Annotated in this window: 15 protein-coding genes and 1 pseudogene; 11 read left to right on the forward strand and 5 right to left on the reverse strand. The window is 52.6% G+C overall.

Going from position 1 to position 20,052, the window contains the following annotated elements; all coding sequences use genetic code 11:
• The first annotated feature begins 88 nt into the window (after positions 1–88).
• On the forward strand, positions 89–1,012 hold the full coding sequence (locus CR205_RS03570) for an ABC transporter ATP-binding protein (protein ID WP_110517010.1): 924 nt from the start codon (positions 89–91) through the stop codon (positions 1,010–1,012).
• Positions 993–2,597: an ABC transporter permease gene (locus CR205_RS03575; RefSeq protein ID WP_110517012.1), complete on the forward strand. Its 1,605-nt coding sequence runs from the start codon at positions 993–995 to the stop codon at positions 2,595–2,597. The genes CR205_RS03570 and CR205_RS03575 overlap by 20 nt, the downstream gene beginning before the upstream one ends.
• Positions 2,598–2,656: 59 nt before the next feature.
• On the opposite strand, the gene CR205_RS03580 is transcribed toward CR205_RS03575, so the two are convergent.
• Positions 2,657–3,028, reverse strand: a complete 372-nt coding sequence (locus CR205_RS03580; RefSeq protein ID WP_110517014.1) for a hypothetical protein — start codon at positions 3,026–3,028, stop codon at positions 2,657–2,659.
• A 172-nt stretch (positions 3,029–3,200) separates the two neighbouring features.
• Here CR205_RS03580 and CR205_RS03585 point away from each other — a divergent pair, with 172 nt between their 5' ends.
• Positions 3,201–4,052, forward strand: a complete 852-nt coding sequence (locus tag CR205_RS03585) for an AraC family transcriptional regulator (RefSeq protein WP_110517016.1) — start codon at positions 3,201–3,203, stop codon at positions 4,050–4,052.
• Between the two features lie 42 nt (positions 4,053–4,094).
• On the opposite strand, the gene CR205_RS03590 is transcribed toward CR205_RS03585, so the two are convergent.
• The 3 genes and pseudogenes from CR205_RS03590 to CR205_RS03595 all read right to left on the reverse strand — a co-directional run bounded on the left by CR205_RS03590 (position 4,095) and on the right by CR205_RS03595 (position 8,547).
• Positions 4,095–7,571 (reverse strand): collagen-like protein, encoded by a 3,477-nt coding sequence (locus tag CR205_RS03590; protein WP_456236523.1) that lies wholly within the window; start codon positions 7,569–7,571, stop codon positions 4,095–4,097.
• A gap of 21 nt (positions 7,572–7,592) precedes the next feature.
• Positions 7,593–7,913, reverse strand: a pseudogene (locus CR205_RS20840) (NTTRR-F1 domain); the annotation flags it as partial.
• A 223-nt stretch (positions 7,914–8,136) separates the two neighbouring features.
• A complete protein-coding gene (locus tag CR205_RS03595; protein WP_110517019.1) occupies positions 8,137–8,547 on the reverse strand; it encodes a general stress protein in 411 nt (136 codons plus the stop codon).
• A gap of 167 nt (positions 8,548–8,714) precedes the next feature.
• Between CR205_RS03595 and htpX the strand changes: the two genes are divergently transcribed.
• Positions 8,715–9,638: a protease HtpX gene (gene htpX, locus CR205_RS03600; RefSeq protein ID WP_110517022.1), complete on the forward strand. Its 924-nt coding sequence runs from the start codon at positions 8,715–8,717 to the stop codon at positions 9,636–9,638.
• A 150-nt stretch (positions 9,639–9,788) separates the two neighbouring features.
• Positions 9,789–10,898 carry a M20 peptidase aminoacylase family protein gene (locus CR205_RS03605; RefSeq protein WP_110517025.1) on the forward strand — a complete coding sequence of 370 codons (1,110 nt, stop codon included), beginning with the start codon at positions 9,789–9,791 and terminating at the stop codon, positions 10,896–10,898.
• Positions 10,899–11,061: 163 nt separating this feature from the next.
• Here CR205_RS03605 and CR205_RS03610 read toward each other — a convergent pair whose 3' ends face one another.
• The gene (locus CR205_RS03610; RefSeq protein WP_110517027.1) at positions 11,062–12,780 is read right to left on the reverse strand and encodes a WG repeat-containing protein; all 1,719 of its coding nucleotides are present in this window, start codon (positions 12,778–12,780) and stop codon (positions 11,062–11,064) included.
• A 136-nt stretch (positions 12,781–12,916) separates the two neighbouring features.
• Between CR205_RS03610 and CR205_RS03615 the strand changes: the two genes are divergently transcribed.
• From CR205_RS03615 to CR205_RS03640, 6 genes are all read left to right on the forward strand, one after another.
• Complete coding sequence (locus CR205_RS03615) at positions 12,917–13,678, forward strand: SDR family NAD(P)-dependent oxidoreductase (protein WP_110517030.1); 762 nt, start codon at positions 12,917–12,919, stop codon at positions 13,676–13,678.
• Positions 13,679–13,764: 86 nt separating this feature from the next.
• On the forward strand, positions 13,765–14,910 hold the full coding sequence (locus tag CR205_RS03620; RefSeq protein WP_110517033.1) for an acyl-CoA dehydrogenase family protein: 1,146 nt from the start codon (positions 13,765–13,767) through the stop codon (positions 14,908–14,910).
• Positions 14,911–14,922: 12 nt separating this feature from the next.
• The gene (locus tag CR205_RS03625; RefSeq protein ID WP_110517035.1) at positions 14,923–16,074 is read left to right on the forward strand and encodes a thiolase family protein; all 1,152 of its coding nucleotides are present in this window, start codon (positions 14,923–14,925) and stop codon (positions 16,072–16,074) included.
• Between the two features lie 375 nt (positions 16,075–16,449).
• Entirely contained in the window at positions 16,450–17,379 is a 930-nt protein-coding gene (locus tag CR205_RS03630) for a ribonuclease H family protein (protein WP_110517037.1), read from the forward strand.
• A 77-nt stretch (positions 17,380–17,456) separates the two neighbouring features.
• A complete protein-coding gene (locus tag CR205_RS03635) occupies positions 17,457–19,199 on the forward strand; it encodes a sensor histidine kinase (RefSeq protein WP_110517039.1) in 1,743 nt (580 codons plus the stop codon).
• A complete protein-coding gene (locus CR205_RS03640; protein ID WP_110517041.1) occupies positions 19,196–19,930 on the forward strand; it encodes a LytR/AlgR family response regulator transcription factor in 735 nt (244 codons plus the stop codon). The genes CR205_RS03635 and CR205_RS03640 overlap by 4 nt, the downstream gene beginning before the upstream one ends.
• The last annotated feature ends 122 nt before the right edge of the window (positions 19,931–20,052 follow it).

The raw sequence follows: 20,052 nt of genomic DNA on the forward strand, positions 1-20,052 counted from the left end.
ATCTATTGTATATTCGGATCTTAATGTATAATATGAACTATATAAGTACAAATATTTCATAACTTATTCATTTTTGGGGGAGAAGCAGATGAATGTTATTGAAACGACAGGCCTGACAAAGGAGTTTGGCAAATTCAGGGCACTCACTGGTGTAAATATGGATGTGAAACAGGGGGAAGTATACGGCTTTATCGGGCCGAACGGAGCTGGTAAATCCACCACAATCCGCGTGCTGCTCGGTATTTTAAAAGCAACGGAAGGGCAGGCACGGATCTTTGGCAGGGATGCGTGGAAGGAAGCGGTCGAGCTCCATAAGCAGATCGCCTATGTGCCCGGCGACGTGAACCTCTGGCCGAATCTGACAGGCGGCGAAGTGATCGATCTGATGATCAGCCTTCGGGGAGAGAAAGGAAATCCTTTAAAGAGAGAGGAACTGATTGACCGGTTTAAACTGGATCCGGCTAAAAAGTGCCGAACCTATTCAAAAGGAAACCGGCAGAAAGTTGCCCTGGTGGCTGCTTTTGCCAGTGAATCAGATCTGTACATTTTAGATGAACCGACAAGCGGGCTTGATCCCCTGATGGAGCGTGTGTTTCAGGAATATGTAGGAAGAGTGAAAGCGGAAGGTAAAACAGTACTACTTTCGAGTCACATTCTATCTGAAGTAGAACGGCTCTGTGACCGTGTGGGGATCATCCGGGGAGGGGAGATCATTGAATCAGGCACGCTCGATGAGCTTCGCCACCTGACCAGAACAGGCATACTTGTTAAAACGAAAAGCCCAATTGAAGGTCTTTCATCTCTAAATGGGGTTCACGATGTTAAGGAAAATGACGGTGCTCTTTCTTTTCAGGCAGACGGTGAAGAGCTCGCTCAGATCATGCAGCATGTAAGCCGGTTTGGTGTTATAAAGCTTGAAAGTGCGCCGCCGACACTTGAAGATCTTTTCATGCGTCATTACGAAGGGACTGGAAAAGAGGAGGCGAAGACGGATGGCGAATCAACTGTTTAGCAGAACAGGTCGTCTGAGCCGTTTCGTGCTGCGAAGAGACCGGATTCGTCTCAGCGTCTGGATAGCTGCTATCGTTCTGCTGAACCTAATGACTGCGGCTTCCTTTACCGGTCTGTATATGAGTGAGGAAGAACAGCAGGCGATGGCCGGTACGATGGAGAACCCGGCAATGACTGCCATGGTCGGGCCGGGTTATGGCCTCGACAACTATCATGAAGGTGCCATGATGGGTCACCAGATGCTGCTCTTTATGGCTGTCGTGACAGCGATTATGAACATACTGCTCGTCGCACGTCATACGAGGACAGATGAAGAGGAAGTACGTGTGGAGCTTGTTCGTTCCCTTCCGGTCGGACGACTCTCAACGCTCGCTTCCACTTTGATTGTGATGACAGGGGTTAACGTGGCTGTTGCCCTATTGACCGGATTCAGTCTTGCAGCCGTGGGGATCGACTCGATTGATCTGACGGGGTCCCTTCTCTTCGGAGCCGCACTTGGCGCAGCCGGTCTGTTTTTTGCCGCCGTAACAGCTCTTTTTGCCCAGCTGTCTGATAATGGGCGGGGCACAGTCGGCTTTTCCTTTACCGTGCTGGGAGTGGCCTATCTGCTTCGGGCGATAGGGGATGTGGGGAGTGAGCCTCTGGCACTGGCTTCCCCACTTGGCCTTATTCTCCGAACGGAAGTGTACGTGAATAATTACTGGTGGCCTGCTATTGTACCGGCCCTGATTGCCGTTGTTATTACAGGTCTGGCTTTGTATCTGAATTTAAGACGTGACCTGGATGCAGGCTTTCTGCCTGCACGTGCGGGAAAAAAGCATGCATCAGCATTTTTACAAAGTCCATTCGGATTAAGTGTCCGCCTTCAGCGCACCTCGCTTATTGCCTGGGCAGTGGGAATGTTTGTCCTTGGGGTGTCGTATGGTTCGGTTATGGGTGACCTTGAAATGTTTTTTGAATCAAGTGACATGATGCGGGAAATTCTGGCGCCTGAATCCGGGCTTTCCCTCACCGAACAGTATCTGACGATGCTGATGGCGGTCATTGCGATGATCTGTACCATACCTCCGCTGATGATGATGCTCAAACTGAAAGGCGAGGAGCGGAAGGAGCGGATCGGGCATCTTCTTACAAGAGTCGTGTCCCGGACCCGGGTGATGGGCAGTTACTTTGTACTCGCAATACTCACCAGTATCGTGATGCTGTTTCTTGCCATGTTCGGTCTCTGGTCGGCTGCGGCAGGTGTGATGGATGATCCCCTTGCATTCGGCGTCGTTTTTGAAGCGGCGATGGTGTATCTTCCTGCCGTATGGATCATGATTGGTGCTGCTGTACTGCTGATTGGCGTGTTCCCGAAACTGACCGGTCTGATCTGGGCCTATCTGGCCTATACGTTTCTCGTTGTCTATCTGGGAGAACTGCTTCAGTTTCCGGAATGGCTTAAGAATATGTCCCCATTTGGTCATGTACCACAGCTTCCGGTAGATGAAATGAACTTTGCAGCACTTGCACTGCTGACCGGGATTGCAGCGGTCCTGATCATTACGGGATTTACAGGATACAACAGAAGAGACGTTTCAGAGTAAAACGCAGTACGCCCGCTTCCTGATGGATGCGGGCGGTTGTTTTTGGTGCAAAAACATCTTCAGCTGAACCATGGACCAGCTGACGTGATCATCAGTGGCATCAGGATCAAAACTGCTGCTGTTCCTATAAGCAGGGTTGTGACCGGACTGGTAAGCTTTTCAGTTTTAAATGAATGATTCCAGCCGCTGAATTGAAATTTGTTCTGATAAAGCACAAAGATCAAAATCAGAATCCCAAGATTGATCAGCCAGCCCATTTCTCCAATATCCAGGCCGAACCAGACATAAAGACGTGAAATGAGCGCGTTGAAGACGGCTCCCAGCACAAGTGTGATCAGTCCGGCTCTTATAATTTCCAGTAATACCTTCAGTGTGCGCACCTCCAGACCGGCGGTGTACCAGAACATTCTGTGAAATGGTAGAATGAGCATACACGTTACTATTGACTATCAGAATAACATAAGATGGCATTTGATTGGTAAATTCTTCACAATTAATAACGGAATTTTCAGATTCACAGTACTCAGCCAGTCAGCGGAAGAGCGAAAATGACAGGATTTAAGGAAGTTGCTCAGCTATCATACATATATGGGAGGTGGTCAAGTGCAGTGGGTCGATTCATTAAGAAGAATGATCGAGTATATTGAAGAAACCCTTCCGTATCCGGTCTCAGTGGAGGAAGCAGCAAAGGCGGCCCATGTGTCACCGGCCCATCTTCAGCGCGCATTTTCAGTTTTAACAGGTGTTTCAGTCGGGGAGTATGTCCGGAGGCGCAGGCTCACCATCGCAGCAGAGGATTTGAGCAGGGGGACGGAACGAATCATCGATGTAGCCTATAAATATGGCTATGAAACTCCCGAATCGTTTGCCAAAGCCTTCAGACGCCAGCATGGCATAACGCCAAAGGAGGCAAAATTGCCCGGAGCCAGTCTTGCGTGCTATAACCGCCTGGTCATTCAGGTATCACTGAAAGGGGAAGAGATGATGAAGTACAGCATTGTGGAACGGGAAGGGTTCAGTGTAACAGGTATTAAAAGGAAGTTTTCCATTGAAAACAATGCCCAGCAGGCGGAAATTCCGAAGCTTTGGGGAGAAGTAAACAGTAATGGCACATCGGAGAAACTTTTTGATTTAAATAATGGTCAGATTAACGGCATCCTTGGCGTCTGTGAGGACCGGGAAGACCAGTCCATCGATTACTGGGTGGCGACGGAGTATGAAGGTGCAGTACCGGACGGCTTTGAAAAGCTTGTCATCCCCGCCTCAACCTGGGCTGTATTTGAAGTACACGGCCCGATGCCGGATGCGATGCAGCAGGCATGGGAAAGGATCATTTCTGAGTGGCTCCCGTCAAGCCGGTATGAACTGACCGGTACATCAAGCTTTGAAATGTATACAAATGACGATCCCGACAGTCCGGATTTATATTCGGAGATCTGGATTCCGGTGAAATAAAAAAGAGCGTCCCTGACTTTAAAAAATCAAGGGACGCTCTTTTTAAGTTGGAAATTCTATAATATTTAGATTTCTATTAATTGCAACAAGGGAGGTAACGTTGGTAGCGGCAGTAACTATAACCCGGGATTCGTACGTGTTGGTACCCGAGTCGGGAGTTGGATCCACTAGCGTACTGGAAAGTGGTAATCTCTGGGTTCCGGCCCCTGCACCTACTCTGTTAGTTGTTCTGCTTGAAATCAAAGTGCCGTTTCTATAGGTTCTTACCACGTAAGTGACACTATAGTTAGCAGTGTTGACAAATTCAATTGAGATGGCGTAATCAATTTTCATATCACTAGTAGGGTCTACGCCTGTAATAACAAGTGTGTTCACCGTTACTTCTGTGTTTATTGGTGGAAAAACATTAATCGTTCCCGGAAGCTGACTGAAATACAGCAGAGGAGCATCAGTGACACCTGTAGGTCCAGTTGGTCCCTGTGGTCCAGTGGCACCTGCAGGCCCGGTGGTTCCAGTGATCCCAGTAGGTCCAGTAGCGCCTGTAGCGCCGGTAGGTCCAGTCGCCCCGGTAGGTCCAGTGGCGCCAGTGGCTCCAGTAGACCCAGTAGGTCCCGTTGAGCCGGTAGGTCCAGTGGCTCCGGTAGGTCCGGTGGCGCCAGTAGATCCAGTCGCGCCGGAAGCTCCAGTAGGTCCGGTCGCGCCAGTAGGTCCTGTAGCTCCCGTTGCGCCAGTAGGCCCAGTCGCCCCAGTAGCGCCAGTGGCTCCAGTAGGCCCAGTAGGTCCAGTAGCGCCGGTAGGTCCGGTCACACCTGTAGGTCCAGTGGCTCCGGTAGGTCCAGTCGCCCCAGTATTACCAGTTGCCCCCGTTGGTCCGGTCGCGCCGGTAGGTCCAGTGGCTCCAGTAGCTCCGGTAGCACCAGTGGCGCCGGTAGGTCCGGTCACACCTGTAGGTCCAGTAGCGCCGGTAGGTCCAGTAGGTCCGATAGCTCCAGTGGCGCCGGTAGGTCCGGTAGGTCCAGTGGCTCCAGTAGCACCGGTAGGTCCAGTAGCCCCGGTAGCACCGGTAGGTCCGGTAGGTCCAGTAGGTCCGATAGCTCCAGTGGCGCCGGTAGGTCCGGTAGGTCCAGTGGCGCCGGTAGGTCCGGTCGCGCCGGTAGGTCCAGTGGCTCCGGTAGCACCAGTGGCGCCGGTAGGTCCGGTAGCACCAGTAGGTCCAGTAGCACCAGTGGCGCCGGTAGATCCGGTCACACCTGTAGGTCCAGTGGCTCCGGTAGGTCCGGTCGCCCCAGTAAGTCCTGTAGCTCCCGTTGTGCCAGTAGGCCCAGTCGCCCCGGTAGGTCCAGTCGCCCCAGTTACACCCGTAGGCCCAGTAGCGCCAGTCGGCCCGGTGGCTCCAGTAGGCCCGGTAGCGCCAGTGGCTCCGGTGGCCCCAGTGGCTCCGGTAGGCCCGGTAGGCCCGGTAGTCCCAGTGGCCCCAGTTGCACCCGTAGGTCCAGTAGCGCCTGTCGGTCCGGTAGCGCCGGTAGGTCCGGTGGAGCCAGTAGGCCCGGTTGCCCCAGTAGCGCCAGTAGGTCCTGTTGCACCGGTAGATCCAGTAGGTCCGGTAGCCCCAGTAGCGCCAGTAGGTCCAGTAGGTCCAGTTGCCCCCGTTGATCCGGTAGCTCCGGTAGGTCCAGTGGCTCCGGTAGGTCCGGTAGCGCCAGTAGGTCCAGTAGCACCAGTCGCCCCGGTGGAGCCAGTAGGCCCGGTAGGTCCAGTGGCTCCAGTAGGTCCAGTGGCGCCAGTAGGCCCGGTAGCGCCAGTAGGTCCTGTAGCACCGGTAGGTCCAGTCGCACCCGTAGGTCCAGTCGCGCCAGTAGGCCCGGTTGCCCCAGTAGCGCCAGTCGGTCCTGTAGCACCGGTAGGTCCAGTAGCCCCGGTAGCTCCGGTAGGTCCAGTGGCTCCGGTAGGTCCGGTAGGTCCGGTAGCTCCAGTAGGTCCAGTAGCACCAGTTGCCCCCGTTGGTCCGGTCGCGCCGGTAGGTCCAGTGGCTCCAGTAGCTCCGGTAGCACCAGTCGCCCCAGTTGCACCAGTAGCGCCGGTAGCTCCGCTAGGTCCAGTAGGTCCAGTCGCGCCGGTAGGTCCAGTGGCTCCAGTAGCTCCGGTAGCACCAGTCGCCCCAGTTGCACCAGTAGCGCCGGTAGCTCCGCTAGGTCCAGTAGGTCCAGTGGCGCCAGTAGGCCCAGTAGCTCCGGTAGGCCCGGTGGCTCCAGTGGCGCCAGTAGGTCCGGTAGCCCCGGTAGCCCCGGTAGGTCCACTCGGCCCGGTCGTTCCAGTAGGTCCAGTCGCCCCCGTTGGTCCGGTAGGTCCAGTGGCGCCAGTAGGCCCAGTAGCCCCGCTAGGCCCGGTGGCTCCAGTAGGTCCGGTGGTTCCCGTAGGCCCAGTAGCCCCCGTTGGTCCGGTAGGTCCGGTAGCACCAGTCGCCCCGGTGGCGCCAGTAGTTCCAGTCGCACCCGTAGGTCCAGTCGCGCCAGTAGGCCCGGTAGCCCCGGTAGGTCCAGTAGGCCCAGTCGCTCCAGCAGGCCCAGTGGCCCCAGTAGTTCCAGTCGCGCCGGTAGTTCCGGTAGCGCCAGCAGGCCCAGTGGCTCCAGTAGGTCCGGTAGCACCAGTCGCCCCAGTAGATCCAGTAGCGCCGGTAGCTCCGGTAGGTCCAGTGGCGCCAGTTGCCCCCGTTGGTCCGGTCGCGCCGGTAGGTCCAGTGGCTCCAGTAGGTCCGGTAGCACCAGTCGCCCCAGTCGCCCCAGTAGCGCCGGTAGCGCCAGTAGGTCCAGTGGCTCCAGTAGGTCCGGTAGCACCAGTCGCCCCAGTTGCACCCGTAGGTCCAGTCGCGCCTGTCGGTCCGGTAGCGCCGGTAGGTCCAGTGGCTCCAGTAGGTCCAGTGGCGCCAGTAGGCCCGTTGGCTCCAGGCGCACCCGTAGTTCCAGTCGGCCCAGAGACCCCAGTAGCGCCGGTGGTGCCGGTAGGTCCGGTAGCACCAGTCGCCCCAGTTGCACCCGTAGTTCCAGTCGCCCCGGTGGCGCCAGTGGTTCCAGTCGCTCCCGTAGGTCCAGTGGCTCCAGTAGGTCCAGTAGCACCGGTAGGTCCGGTAGCTCCAGTAGGTCCAGTAGTGCCTGTCGGTCCTGTAGCACCGGTAGGTCCAGTCGCACCCGTAGGTCCAGTGGCTCCAGTAGCTCCGGTAGCCCCAGTCGCCCCAGTTGCACCCGTAGGTCCGGTAGCCCCGGTAGGTCCACTCGGCCCGGTCGTTCCAGTAGGTCCAGTCGCCCCCGTAGGTCCGGTAGGTCCAGTGGCGCCAGTAGGCCCAGTAGCCCCGCTAGGCCCGGTGGCTCCAGTAGGCCCAGTGGCTCCGGTGGCTCCACTCGGCCCGGTCGCCCCAGTAGGTCCAGTCGCGCCGGTAGCACCAGTGGCCCCGGTAGGCCCGGTGGTTCCACCATCTTCTGCATATAACAGTGCGACATCATCAACGAGTATATCTGCCGTCACTGCCTGTGGCAGACTATTAATAAGTATTAGGGCCTGAACAGCTCCAAGGGGAACGGGAGTGGTTGTCTGGTAGACAGTAATCCATGAGTCATCAGCAACAGGTGGAATATTACCGGAAGAAACAGTAATGGCTAACCCCGTGCCAAGGAATGCTGTACCAGGTCCGTAATAATTCAGGATTATGGAAACAGGTGGGCTTGTGAGTTGGGAAGCTTTTGAGAAGGAAGTAATAAACTCAAAGTTTTCACCAGGCTCGACATTAATAAATTGATAAATATAGGAATTAACATTTCCACCTGTGAGTCTTGCTGAACGTAAACCAGTTAAAGATAATGGTGAAATAGTGGCATTAAAAGGTACCCAGGGAAAAAGGCACCTGTCTCAAACCCACCATTTACTATTCGATTGAATATTGACACAGGAAAATCACCTCCATTACAGTCTTTTATAAAATATGAAACTGTAATGGATTGGTGAGCCTGTTTTAACCACGAAAAACCCGGCAGAACCTGCCGGGTTAAAAACTATATTCTATTTTTAAGGGTTCCTTAGGGGACCTTTCATTTTAAAATTTACGGGGATCCCGTGTTTCATCACTGGCAGCAGCGTTAGGCACGGTGCCCAGATCCTTGACGATGACAAGGATATTGCCGTTATCCACTTCCTTTTCATATCGGGCAGCATCTTCTTCACTTAAGCCGATTTCAATCAGCTTGTCACCATTAGATTCAACGCTGTTGTCCTGTCCGAGAACATTTTTGACTTTATCAAAGAAGCCGTCATCACGGTCCGGGTCCTCCAGATCATCGACATCCTGTACATGGGCATCAGACTTTCTCGCAATTTTACCGAGGGCATGATCTTCTTTTGAGGCAATCGTGATCTGTTCAGCCGTTTTTCCTTCACCTCTGAGCTTCTCAATCTCCCGGATCGTTTCTTCAGTCGTTTCGTATACACCTGCTACATCGGTTCGCATCGAATTCCTCCTCTTTCTTTCGCTTCCAGAACTTTTCCCTGCATTTACGCTCAGTAAACCGGGGTGAAAAGTGAAGATTCCGTTACAGTGAAAAGTTGGCACCCTAAAATGAGCAAAAATATGTTAAACTATTCACGCAGATTGTAAATTGGAGGCGTAGCTGACGAATGGGTAAACGATTTATGCTTTTTGTACTCACTAATATTATGGTCCTGACGACGATTATGATCGTCTGGTCCCTCATCACTACATTTACAGGTGTAGGGCAGAACGGCTTCCAGGATGGAAGTGCCGGCCTTGGAATCGACTACGTGGCTCTCGGACTGTTCAGTTTGGTTGTCGGTTTTGCCGGTTCCTTTATCTCCCTGGCTATGAGCCGCTGGATGGCAAAGAAGATGATGAAAGTCAAAGTCATCGACCCGGACGGGCCAATGAGTTCCCAGGAGCGTATGGTTGTGGAGATGGTACACCGTCTGAGCCGTGCTGCCGGCATGATGCATATGCCGGAAGTGGGGATTTACCGGAGCAGCGAGGTGAACGCTTTTGCAACCGGACCTTCCAAGAAGCGCTCCCTTGTTGCCGTTTCATCCGGACTGCTTCAGACGATGGACGATGACGCTGTGGAAGGTGTCATTGCCCACGAGGTCGCCCACGTGAATAACGGCGACATGGTCACGATGACATTGCTGCAGGGTGTGATTAACACCTTCGTCGTCTTCTTCTCACGGATCGCAGCGATTATTGTTTCAAGGTTTGTACAGAACGACAGCATGAGAATGCTCGTTCACATTGCAGCCATCTTCATCTTCCAGATTCTGTTCTCGATTCTTGGAAGTATCGTAGTCATGGCGTTCTCACGCTACCGCGAATTCCACGCAGACCGTGGCGGAGCGGACCTTGCCGGACGGGATAAAATGGCACACGCCCTTCGTTCGCTTAAAGCGTATGTGGACCGTGCCAGCGTGAAAAACGAGCGCAACGATGATACCGCGATTGCCACGATGAAAATCAACGGCAAAGGCGGCATCGCGAAGCTCTTCTCATCCCATCCGGACCTTGACGAGCGGATCCGCCGTCTTGAACAGCAGTAGTTTCAAAGAAAGAGAGCCTTTCCCTTCAGGGAGAGGTTCTTTTTAATGGCGTCATAACAAATCATTTGGATTGAATCCGGACTGCCTGTTTCGAAAAACGGAACAGGCCTTTATAATAGAGAGAATCATCAGAAAAAGGAGACACGCATCATGACAGCCAATACGGAAACTCTAAATGAAATTTTTGAACACCTCCACAAAAATCCTGAACTTAGCTGGGAGGAAACAGAAACAACTGCCTGGCTTAAAGCATTCATTGAATCAAAAGGCGTTTCTGTCAGGACATTCGACGACTGTACCGGGCTCACAGCAGAAATCGGAAATGGAAGTCCGGTAGTGGCTGTCCGGGCCGATATTGATGCCCTCTGGCAGGAAGTAAACGGGACTTTCCAGGCAAACCACTCCTGCGGTCACGATGCCCATATGACGATTGTGCTGGGAACTTTCCTTGAACTGCTTGAAAAAAGGGATCAATTGTCCGGTACGGTAAGGTTTATCTTCCAGCCTGCGGAAGAGAAGGGAACCGGCGCCCTGAAAATGGTGGAAAAAGGCGTCGTGGACGATGCGGATTACCTGTTCGGCATGCACCTTCGTCCTTTTCAGGAACTGGGGCCGGGAGAATTTGCACCTGCCATTTCCCACGGTGCTGCCAGGCTGATCGAAGGATCAATCAGAGGTGATGACGCTCACGGTGCAAGGCCTCATTTGAACACGAACGCCGTGCAGGTAGGAGCGGAACTTGTGATGGCGATTAACGGCATGCATTTCGATCCGATGGTGCCGCAGTCCATGAAAGTGACTGGCTTTCAGGCCGGTGGAAAAAGTGCCAATATTATTCCGGGAAGTGCAGCGTTTTCTGTGGATGCCCGGGCGCAGAAGAACGAGGTCATGGACGCGATGACGAGTCAGTTTGACAGGCTGATCCACATGGTAGCCGATTATCATAATATTGAGATCTCCACGGAAGTGAAAGCGGACATGCCTGCGGCAATTCTGAACGAAGAAGCCACAGCAGTTATGGAAGAGGGGATCATAGAAGCTCTCGGCACGGACGCCTGCCGTCCTGCTATCGTGACAACAGGCGGAGACGATTTTCATTTCTACACCATAAAGCGTCCCCATGTGAAAGCGACGATGCTTGCCGTTGGCTGCGGACTCTCACCTGGTCTCCATCACCCGGACATGACGTTTGACCGAAGTGCGATTCCCGATGCTGTTAAAGTCATGACCTGTGCGGTGCAGAAAGCACTTGAAACATAATTCGAGGACACTAATTTTTTGAATGCTCAACTTATTATTTATGATAAACAGTGGCACTCATAAAATAAATCGTCACCAGTGCCGGAAAAGTAAAAATGTAAAGCCCCTGCACCTCATTAGACTTGAGGTCAGGGGCTTCCTTAGTTTTACATAGGACTTCCCGCTAGCAGGCATGAAAACTGCACCAGAACGCGCCTGATGTATCGAGCAGCTCCTCTATTTCAGTAAAGGGAATCCGAAACTCAGGGAATCCGGCAGCAAAAGCGGCAATTTCATACGGGGCGAAATAGAGAACTAGAGAATCCCCGGTTACATAGAAAGGCTGATCGGGAGAAATCCCCTCATAGGCGTCCGGAAAATAATTTTCTGGATTTTCATCAATTGTTCCGCTCACAATACCGCTGAGCACGGCAACATAATCTGCATCATCCTTAAATAAATCTCCCAACGAAAAGAAACGCCCGCTTCGAATATCAACAGAAACCGTTGCACGGGTAGGCATCCCGTGAGCAGCACCAAAACGATACTCATACCCGTTCAGCTCCAGAACCGTCAGATCTTCCTGAGTGAACAGAACTGAAAAGTCACCTGTATAGGTGGTGTCGGCAGTTTCTTCAGTTGTTACGGGTCTTACATTGGATAAGCGCCGCAGTTTCCTGTTTACTCTCTGTTCCCCGGTTGAATCGGGTATGCCCCTGAACTGCGGGTAGTAGACGAGATAATTAGGGTCTGGACGGTATTTCATCTCCTGAATATACACCGTTCCTGATAATGGTATGACAGTGTTCTGCGCCCAGACCATCCGGCCGTTACGGTCAAAGTACGAAAGTCTGAGGTCTGTAAAAGCCCGGATCAGGTTGCCTTCAAAACTAAGTGTACCGCTCCCGCTAACAACAGGCAGGTTAGGTGCAGGCACCCCGTCACGGTTAATAAAAAAGGAAATGCTTCCCTGGGTAACAGAACTGTAGCCTCTGTCATACGGGGTGACACTGTCGTATACAAAATCAGTGAAAAGAACCCCTGTCAGGCTGTCTGCCACAGCATAAACGGATCCTGCAAACGGTTCTTCGGGGCGGAGGGCTTTGCCGACAGCCGCCCGTCCGCTTCCGAGCTGAATAATATCATTGTAAATCGGTTCGATTACATACGCCCCATCCCTGTTTATCAGGCCGTACCGATTTTCGATCTTTTCACTTATGTTTACAACGGCCCGGTTCCCTTCAAACGGCAGTGCGATGCTGAACTGGGGTTCAATGACAACTTCCCCGTTCTCATTTACGTAACCGGCTTTCGCCTGAAAAGACTCCCTGAACGCGATCAGACCTTCACTGAGTCCGCTCATCTGACTGTAGGGAAACTGCTGGAGGACTGTCCCGTTCTTGTCAATCAGCGCATAGGACTCGCCATCTTTCTGCACAAGGGCTTTCCCATCAGAAAAATCATATGCGTATAGATAATGAGCAGGAATAACAGGGGTACCGCTTTCGTCAAGATAGCCGTACCGGATTGGATCGTCCGCTTCCTGATAGACGGCCCGCCTCTCCTTATAATCACTGATCCAGAAGTAGGAAGGGGCCAGCATCTCGTTCCCTGCCTGATTCAGAAGGCCATAGAGGCTGTTTTTAATCATTACGGCAAGTTCTTCGCTGAAAGAAGAAATCACCTCGTACTCCGGCGGGACGATAAACCGTCCTGTTTCATTCATAATCCCTGCTCCGCCGAAGGTCACAACCGCCAGGCCGTTTTCCTGAAATGCGCCGGCTGCCTCAAGTTCCGGCGGGATCATGAACTGGCCCGTTTCGTTAATGTAGCCCCATTTCGTGCCGTCTGCCGTTTTTAAGCTGGCTGGAAACAGACGGGGAACGAAGATCCTTTTAAACATGCTGCCCAGCTCCCTTACCTGTTTTCATTCAGTTTATGGCAGCATGAGCCGTTCTGTTCAAAAAGACGGAAAGTATCAGAAATTTCTTACATATGAATGCCTATTCAGTTAAAATAGATGGAAAAGGAGGCATTCCATGAAACTTCAGGATATAACGGCGGTTGTCACCGGCGGTGCATCGGGCCTTGGAGCCGGGGCTGTCCGTCACATAACCGCAAATGGAGGCCGGGCGGTGATCTTTGACCTGGATGAAATGAGGGGGCGGACGACCGAAAATGAAAGCGTTCTCTTTGTCCGGACGGATGTCACGGATGAGGATCAGGTCGCAGCAGCTCTGACCCAGGTGGAAAACCACTTGGGGTCGGTCAATGCAGTGATAAACTGTGCGGGAATTGCAATCGCAGAGAAAGTGAACGGACGGAGGGGAATACACGCCCTCGAGTCGTTTTCAAAGGTCATTGATGTGAACCTGAAAGGCACCTTCAATGTCATCCGTCTTGCTGCGGAAAAAATGCAGCGAAACGAGCCTGATGAACATACAGGAGAGCGGGGAGTGATCATTAATACAGCCTCAGTAGCGGCATTTGACGGTCAGATCGGCCAGGCGGCATACAGCGCTTCAAAAGCCGGTGTCGCCGGGATGACGCTGCCGATTGCAAGAGAACTTGCCGATCACGGCATCCGCGTGATGACGATTGCCCCTGGCTTGTTTAACACACCGATGTTTGAAAGCCTGCCGCAGGAGGCCCGGGACGCTCTTGGTGCCATGACGCCGTTTCCGAAGCGGCTTGGAGAGCCGGAAGAGTATGCCCAGCTTGCCGGTGCGATCATTGAAAATCCGATGCTTAATGGAGAAGTGATCCGTTTGGACGGTGCCATACGCATGCAGCCGAAGTAGTCAGAAACGAGATCGTGAGAGTAAACGGACTAAATCTGCACAGGAATCACCTTTAAATCCTAAGATTAAAACAGGAGGCTGAAACGATGCAACATCCATACTTAACCGACGATCATCAGATTTTCCGTCAGGCGCTGAAAAAGTTTCTTGAAAAAGAAGCGTACCCCCATTACGACAAGTGGGAGAATGAGCGGATGATCCCCCGTGATTTCTGGAAAAAACTCGGGCAACAGGGATTCCTGTGTCCCGATCTGCCTGAAACATACGGCGGTGCTGAAACCGACTGGGGATTCAGTGTAGTCATTGAAGAAGAACTGGAACGTGTCGGGACCGGTCTTGTCGGCGTTTCGCTTCATAACGATATTGTGGTGCCTTATATCACGGACTACGGCAGTGAAGAACAGAAAAACAGATGGCTGCCAAAGTGTACGACCGGTGAGAAGATCACGGCCCTTGCTATGACAGAACCAGGCGCGGGATCGGATCTGGCTAACATCAAAACAACTGCCATCAAAAACGGCGACCACTATATTCTGAACGGGCAGAAAACATTTATTACAAACGGTATTCATGCTGATCTCGTAGTCGTGGCGTGTAAAACGGACCCGAAAGCCGAGCCGAAACATAAAGGAGTCAGTCTGCTTATAGTGGAGCGTGGTGCCGAAGGATTTTCCCGCGGGAGAAAGCTCGATAAGATCGGGCTTCACTGTCAGGACACTGCTGAACTGATTTTTGAGGACTGCAAAATTCCTGCACAGAACCTTCTTGGTGAAGAAGGGAAAGGATTTCTTTATATGATGGATAAGCTGCAGCAGGAGCGCCTAGCGGTTGCGATCGGCGCACAGGTTGCCGCTGAGGAGATGCTTACGGACACGATTGAATATACCAAAGCCAGGAAAGCATTCGGCACAGCCGTGAGCAGCTTTCAGAACACCCGCTTCCGTCTGGCTGAAATCGCAACGGAAATTGAAATGGGGCGCAGCTTTCTGGATCAATTGATCGGCCGTCATATCCAGGGTGAAGATGTTGTTAAGCAGGTGAGTATGGCAAAATACAAACTTACTGAAACCGCTCGTCTAACAGCCACTGTCTGCATGCAACTCCACGGCGGCTATGGTTATATGGAAGAATACAAAATTGCCAGACGCTACCGCGATACCCCTGTTTCCGCGATTTACGCAGGCACGAATGAAATTATGAAAACGATCATCGCAAAGAAGATCGGACTATAGGAGGCTGAAATAATGAACAGAGAAGCTGTTATTGTGGACGCGGTACGCACGCCGGTTGCACGGAAAAAAGGGCTGTTTCAGCATGTCCGCCCTGAGGACCTTGCTGCAGCTGCCCTGAAAGGTCTCACAGACAGAACCGGCGTTGATCCGGCAGAAATTGAAGATGTGATTATGGGCTGTGTGACCCAGAGCGGGGAGCAGGCAGGGGATATTGGGCGGCAGGCTGCTCTCATTGCAGACTATCCGGTGCACGTCCCGGGTACAACCATTGACCGGCAGTGTGGATCCGGCCAGCAGGCCCTCCACTTTGCTGCTCAGGCAGTTTTATCCGGGGATATGGATACCGTTGTCGCTGCCGGAGTAGAGAACATGACCCGTGTTCCGATGGGATCCAATTTTCAGGGAGCCCGCCCGAGTACCGCTCTAACTGACCGTTTCGAACTTGTGCATCAGGGCGAGTCCGCCGAACGAATTGCCGAAAAATGGGGCTTTTCACGCTCAGCGCTTGATGCGTATGCTGCCGAGAGCCACGAACGGGCGATCCGGGCAATAAAGGAGGGAAGATTTAAGAGAGAAATTGTACCTGTCAAAGTTGAGATGCCGGACGGTACAACTCAGGTCCTCTCTCAGGATACCGGACCAAGGCCCGGAACGACGGAAGAGACTCTAAGTAAACTGGAGCCTGTTTTCAGGACCGACGGTGTCATCCATGCCGGCAATGCGAGCCAGATTAGCGATGGGGCAGGTGCCGTTCTTGTGATGAGCCGGGAAAAGGCGGACCGTCTCGGCTTGAAGCCCCGCTTCCGGGTCCATACCAGGGTTGTGATCGGCTCTGATCCTACTCTCATGCTGACCGGTCCGATTCCGGCTACTGAGCTGGTGCTGAAAAAATCAGGTTTAACGCTGAACGATATCGATGTGTTCGAGGTAAACGAGGCTTTTGCCTCTGTTCCGCTGGCATGGCTTCGTGAAACCGGTGCAGATCCAGGTAAACTGAACCCGAATGGCGGCGCGATCGCTCTCGGTCATCCGTTAGGTGCAAGCGGCATCCGCCTTTTGACAGCGATGATGAGCAAACTCGAACGTACCGGCGGCCGGTACGGACTTCAGACGATGTGCGAAGGCTACGGCATGGCAAACGCCACCATTATTGAACGGCTTTGAGCAGCAGCTGCCAGCGCTTACTTCGTTAGTAGGCTGCGAGGTGCTTCGACGCACTATGCTGGCAGAGGAAGAAGCAGGAGTTTTCTGAGGAGGCTGAAGCGATGCCCGCGGAATGCGCCCGCCAGCATCGTAATAAAACTGCAATCCTTACGAGAAGAGCCTTCCTAAACAAAACAGGGCGAATGAAAATGGTCAGTTTGTTACGTGCGCAGCTTCTGGTCAGTCATTTTTCAGAGTAGGTATTTAATCATTTTCGTACGCTCTCAATGCCCCCGCTCCCCCCGGAGAGGGGGTTCTCTGCATGAGAGCCACTCTCTCGGCATACATATGAGCATAAAGACATAAAGACAGGCATTCAGGAGGAGGAGAGCTCGAGTGGCCTTTTATGTAAGTGACGGCAGCTCTACCGAGAAAAAGATCGGCGCCGGTATTGTCCGTTCTGAAGGTTTTTCGAAAGCCTATTACGCCTTTACTGCAAACACGCGCTCACACCAGTCTGTGGGAGCCGAATGCTTTGCAATCCATAAAGCAGTACAGCTCATGAACATACACGGGGACAGGCAGGCAACACTTGTTACAGATTTTAAGCACATCATTGATCTTTATGAAGGAATCCGCATACCGGTTCGGCCAGTTCCACCCTGGGTGATCCGGGCCTTAAACGATCTGAAGGAGATTCGTGCCCGTGGTGTGCATCTTACACTCCGGCACCGCAGCGATCTGCCCCCAATTCTGGATTATGCCTCATCCCATAGGCTCAGCAGGGCATACAAATGGGCTGAGCCGCCAATTGATTATGACATTGAGCCGCATGCACCGCCTGCTCCAGTGGCTATCATTGATACTGTCTGCCCGGATGCCTGTTCACGGGAAAAAGTGTTTTTTGAAAACCGTCACATTGTTCAGGATTGGCGGCTGCCCAAGGCGATGGCCGTCAGCTCCCCGGAGCATCTGAGGTTCACGAGCGGGTTCATTTTTCAGCAGACCGCCGGAAGAAGGTGGGTGGTACTGGATGACCGGAAAGAGCCATGTGTGATCGGCCGTTCTCTCGTTGACGTGCTGGCATCCGTGTTTTTTGCCATTGAACCGAGCGGAGAACCGGTCCGTGTCAACGAGCATGCCATGTATCTTCTGAAGACAGTTCCGGCGGAAGAGCAGGACGAAGCCTATTATACTGTCGTTTCACGAATGACAGCATTCCCAATCAGCGTGTTTGCTGATTTCCCTCTTATGAGTCAGGTGCCCGGGATTGAACACATCAGTGAGGTCGCTGCGTTTGGTCCGAGCAGGCCAATGCTCGGCTGACGGGAATCTTTTGTCACCTGTAAGCAAAAAAGGGTATACTCTCTGATAGAAAGCTTTTACGTCAGGAAGTGTGCACCATGTGGGAATTGATGCTTGCCATGCTGGAACGCCTCGGCATTATTGTTGCTGCCGCGTTTGTGATGACACGGTTTAAGTTTGTCCGTCACCTTATTGACCGGCGGGAGATCGGATCCCGGCACAAGCTGAACGTCATTGTGATGTTCGGTTTGTTCGGCATTCTAGGCACCTATTCGGGCATCACGGTCAATGCCGGAGAGGAAACATACATAAGATGGGCGTTTGACCTTGGGGAAGGAGAGGCGATCGCTAATTCCCGGGTGATTGGTGTTGTGGTTGCCGGACTTCTTGGAGGATGGGCAGTCGGACTTGGTGCCGGCCTGATTGCCGGGGTGCACCGGATTTTTCTCGGTGGTTTTACCGGTCTGGCTTGTGGCATTGCCACGATTCTTGCTGGTCTTCTGGCCGGCTGGTTTTTTAAAAAGAAACGGCTCGTTTCTCTTAAGACGGCGTTTTTTGTCGGTGCACTGGCTGAAGCCATTCAGATGACGATTATTCTGATCGCAGCCCGTCCATTCTATCAGGCACTCCAGCTGGTTGAAAGTATCGGCCTTCCGATGATTGTTGCCAATGGCATCGGCGCTGCGATTTTTATATTGATCGTCAGAAATGTACGTGACGAGCAGGAGCGTTCCGGGGCGATTGAAGCTCAAAAGGCACTCCGGCTTGCGGATTATACGCTTCAGTACCTCAGACAGGGACTGAATGCTCAGTCTGCCCGGGGTGTATGCGATATTCTTCTTAAAGAAACAAAAGTTGACGCTGTGGCCGTAACCGACAGGGAAAAGGTGATGGCGTTTGCCGGCGCGGGGCGGATGTTTCACGAATCGGATGAACAGATTAAAACCGGGGCGACCCGTCATGTCCTTGCAGACGGCGAACCGATTATTGCAAAGAAGGAAGATGTCTACTGCGGAAATGATGACTGTCCCCTTCGGACCGCCATTATCGCGCCTCTTAAAATGAAAGACGAAACAATTGGGACACTTAAATTTTACTTCACATCCGAGGAAGCCGTCACACCGACCACTGTGGAGCTTTGCAGGGGCCTTTCCACAGTTCTCAGCCACCAGCTTGAGCTCTCTGAAGTGGAGAGGCACTCAGAACTGGCTCGGGAAGCGGAGATCAAAGCGCTTCAGGCGCAGGTGAGCCCTCACTTTTTGTTTAATGCAATCAATACGATCGTTTCCATGATCCGCACCGACCCGGATAAAGCGAGAAAAGTGCTCGTTTCTCTCAGCCGCTACTTCAGACAGAACCTGGCAGGAGCCAATGCGACGGTCACGACCCTGGCAGAAGAACTCCGCCACGTACAGGCTTACCTGGAAATTGAGGAAGCCCGCTTTTCCGACCGGCTGACAGTCAGCTATGAAGTGGACGATTCGGCACTGTCGGCAACCATCCCGCCCATGATTCTGCAGCCATTGGTTGAGAACGCTGTGAAGCATGGCATAAAGGATGTGGACGAACATGGTGCCATACGAATTATCATTGCACGGGAACATGACAAAGTAAGAGTCCGTATCCAGGATAACGGTGCGGGTATGACAGATGACCGGCTTAGTGAAATCGGGAATATGCAGGTGGAATCAGAGACCGGTACAGGGATCGGGATTGCCAACGTGAATCGGCGCCTTACGATCCAGGCGGGAAAAGAAGCAGGGCTACGCTATACGAGCAGTCCCGGAGAAGGAACGGAAGTTACGTTTACGATCAATGCTGAAGGAGGGGATAGGCCATGACAAAGATCCGTGCCATCATTGTGGATGATGAACCCCACAGCAGGGATGAACTTCGTTTTCTGCTCAGCAGTTATGAAGAAGTGACGGTTACAGGCGAAGCAGGGTCCGGTGAAAAAGGGCTTCAGCTGATTCTCAGTGAGGAGCCGGACCTCGTATTCCTGGATATTGAAATGCCGGGGATGAATGGAATGGATCTCGCAGCTTCACTTAAGAAATTAAAGCAAATGCCGCTCATCGTATTTGCCACAGCTTATCCCGACTACGCGGCAAAGGCGTTCCGGGTGCAGGCGCTGGACTATCTTCTCAAACCATACGATGAAGACGAGCTTAAAGAAACGATTGCACTGGTAAAGCAGCGGTTTACAAATGATCTGGTGAAAAAGCAGGAGAAGTCAGAACGTCTCGGCAAACTGCCTGTGGATGACGAAGGAAGAATCATTTATCTTGCACCGGAGGATATCTCGTATTTTTACAGAGAGGAAAGGGAAACAGTCATTTGTACAGCCGGGAAACGATACCGCTCGAAGATGCCGATGAAGGAACTGGAGGAAAAACTGCATCAGTACTCTTTTTTCAAAACACATAAAAGCTACATTGTAAATCTGGACCATGTGGCCGAACTCATTCCATGGCTAAACGGTGCCTACCATGTAAAAATGGATGACAGGCCGGAAGAAATTCCCGTCAGCCGCAACTATGTCAAAGAGCTCCGTGAGCGGCTGGAGCTCTGATTGGCGACGTATAACCCGATTGTTTGTCTAAAGCCCTCATGGGCCCAGGCGGAATCGTTTTAACAGGCGCAGAATCATAAAATAAGAGAAGGCTCTCACCCAAAAATGGTGAGAGCCTTTCA

The sequence above is a fragment of the Alteribacter lacisalsi genome, assembly GCF_003226345.1.
Classification (GTDB): Bacteria; Bacillota; Bacilli; order Bacillales; family Salisediminibacteriaceae; genus Alteribacter; species Alteribacter lacisalsi.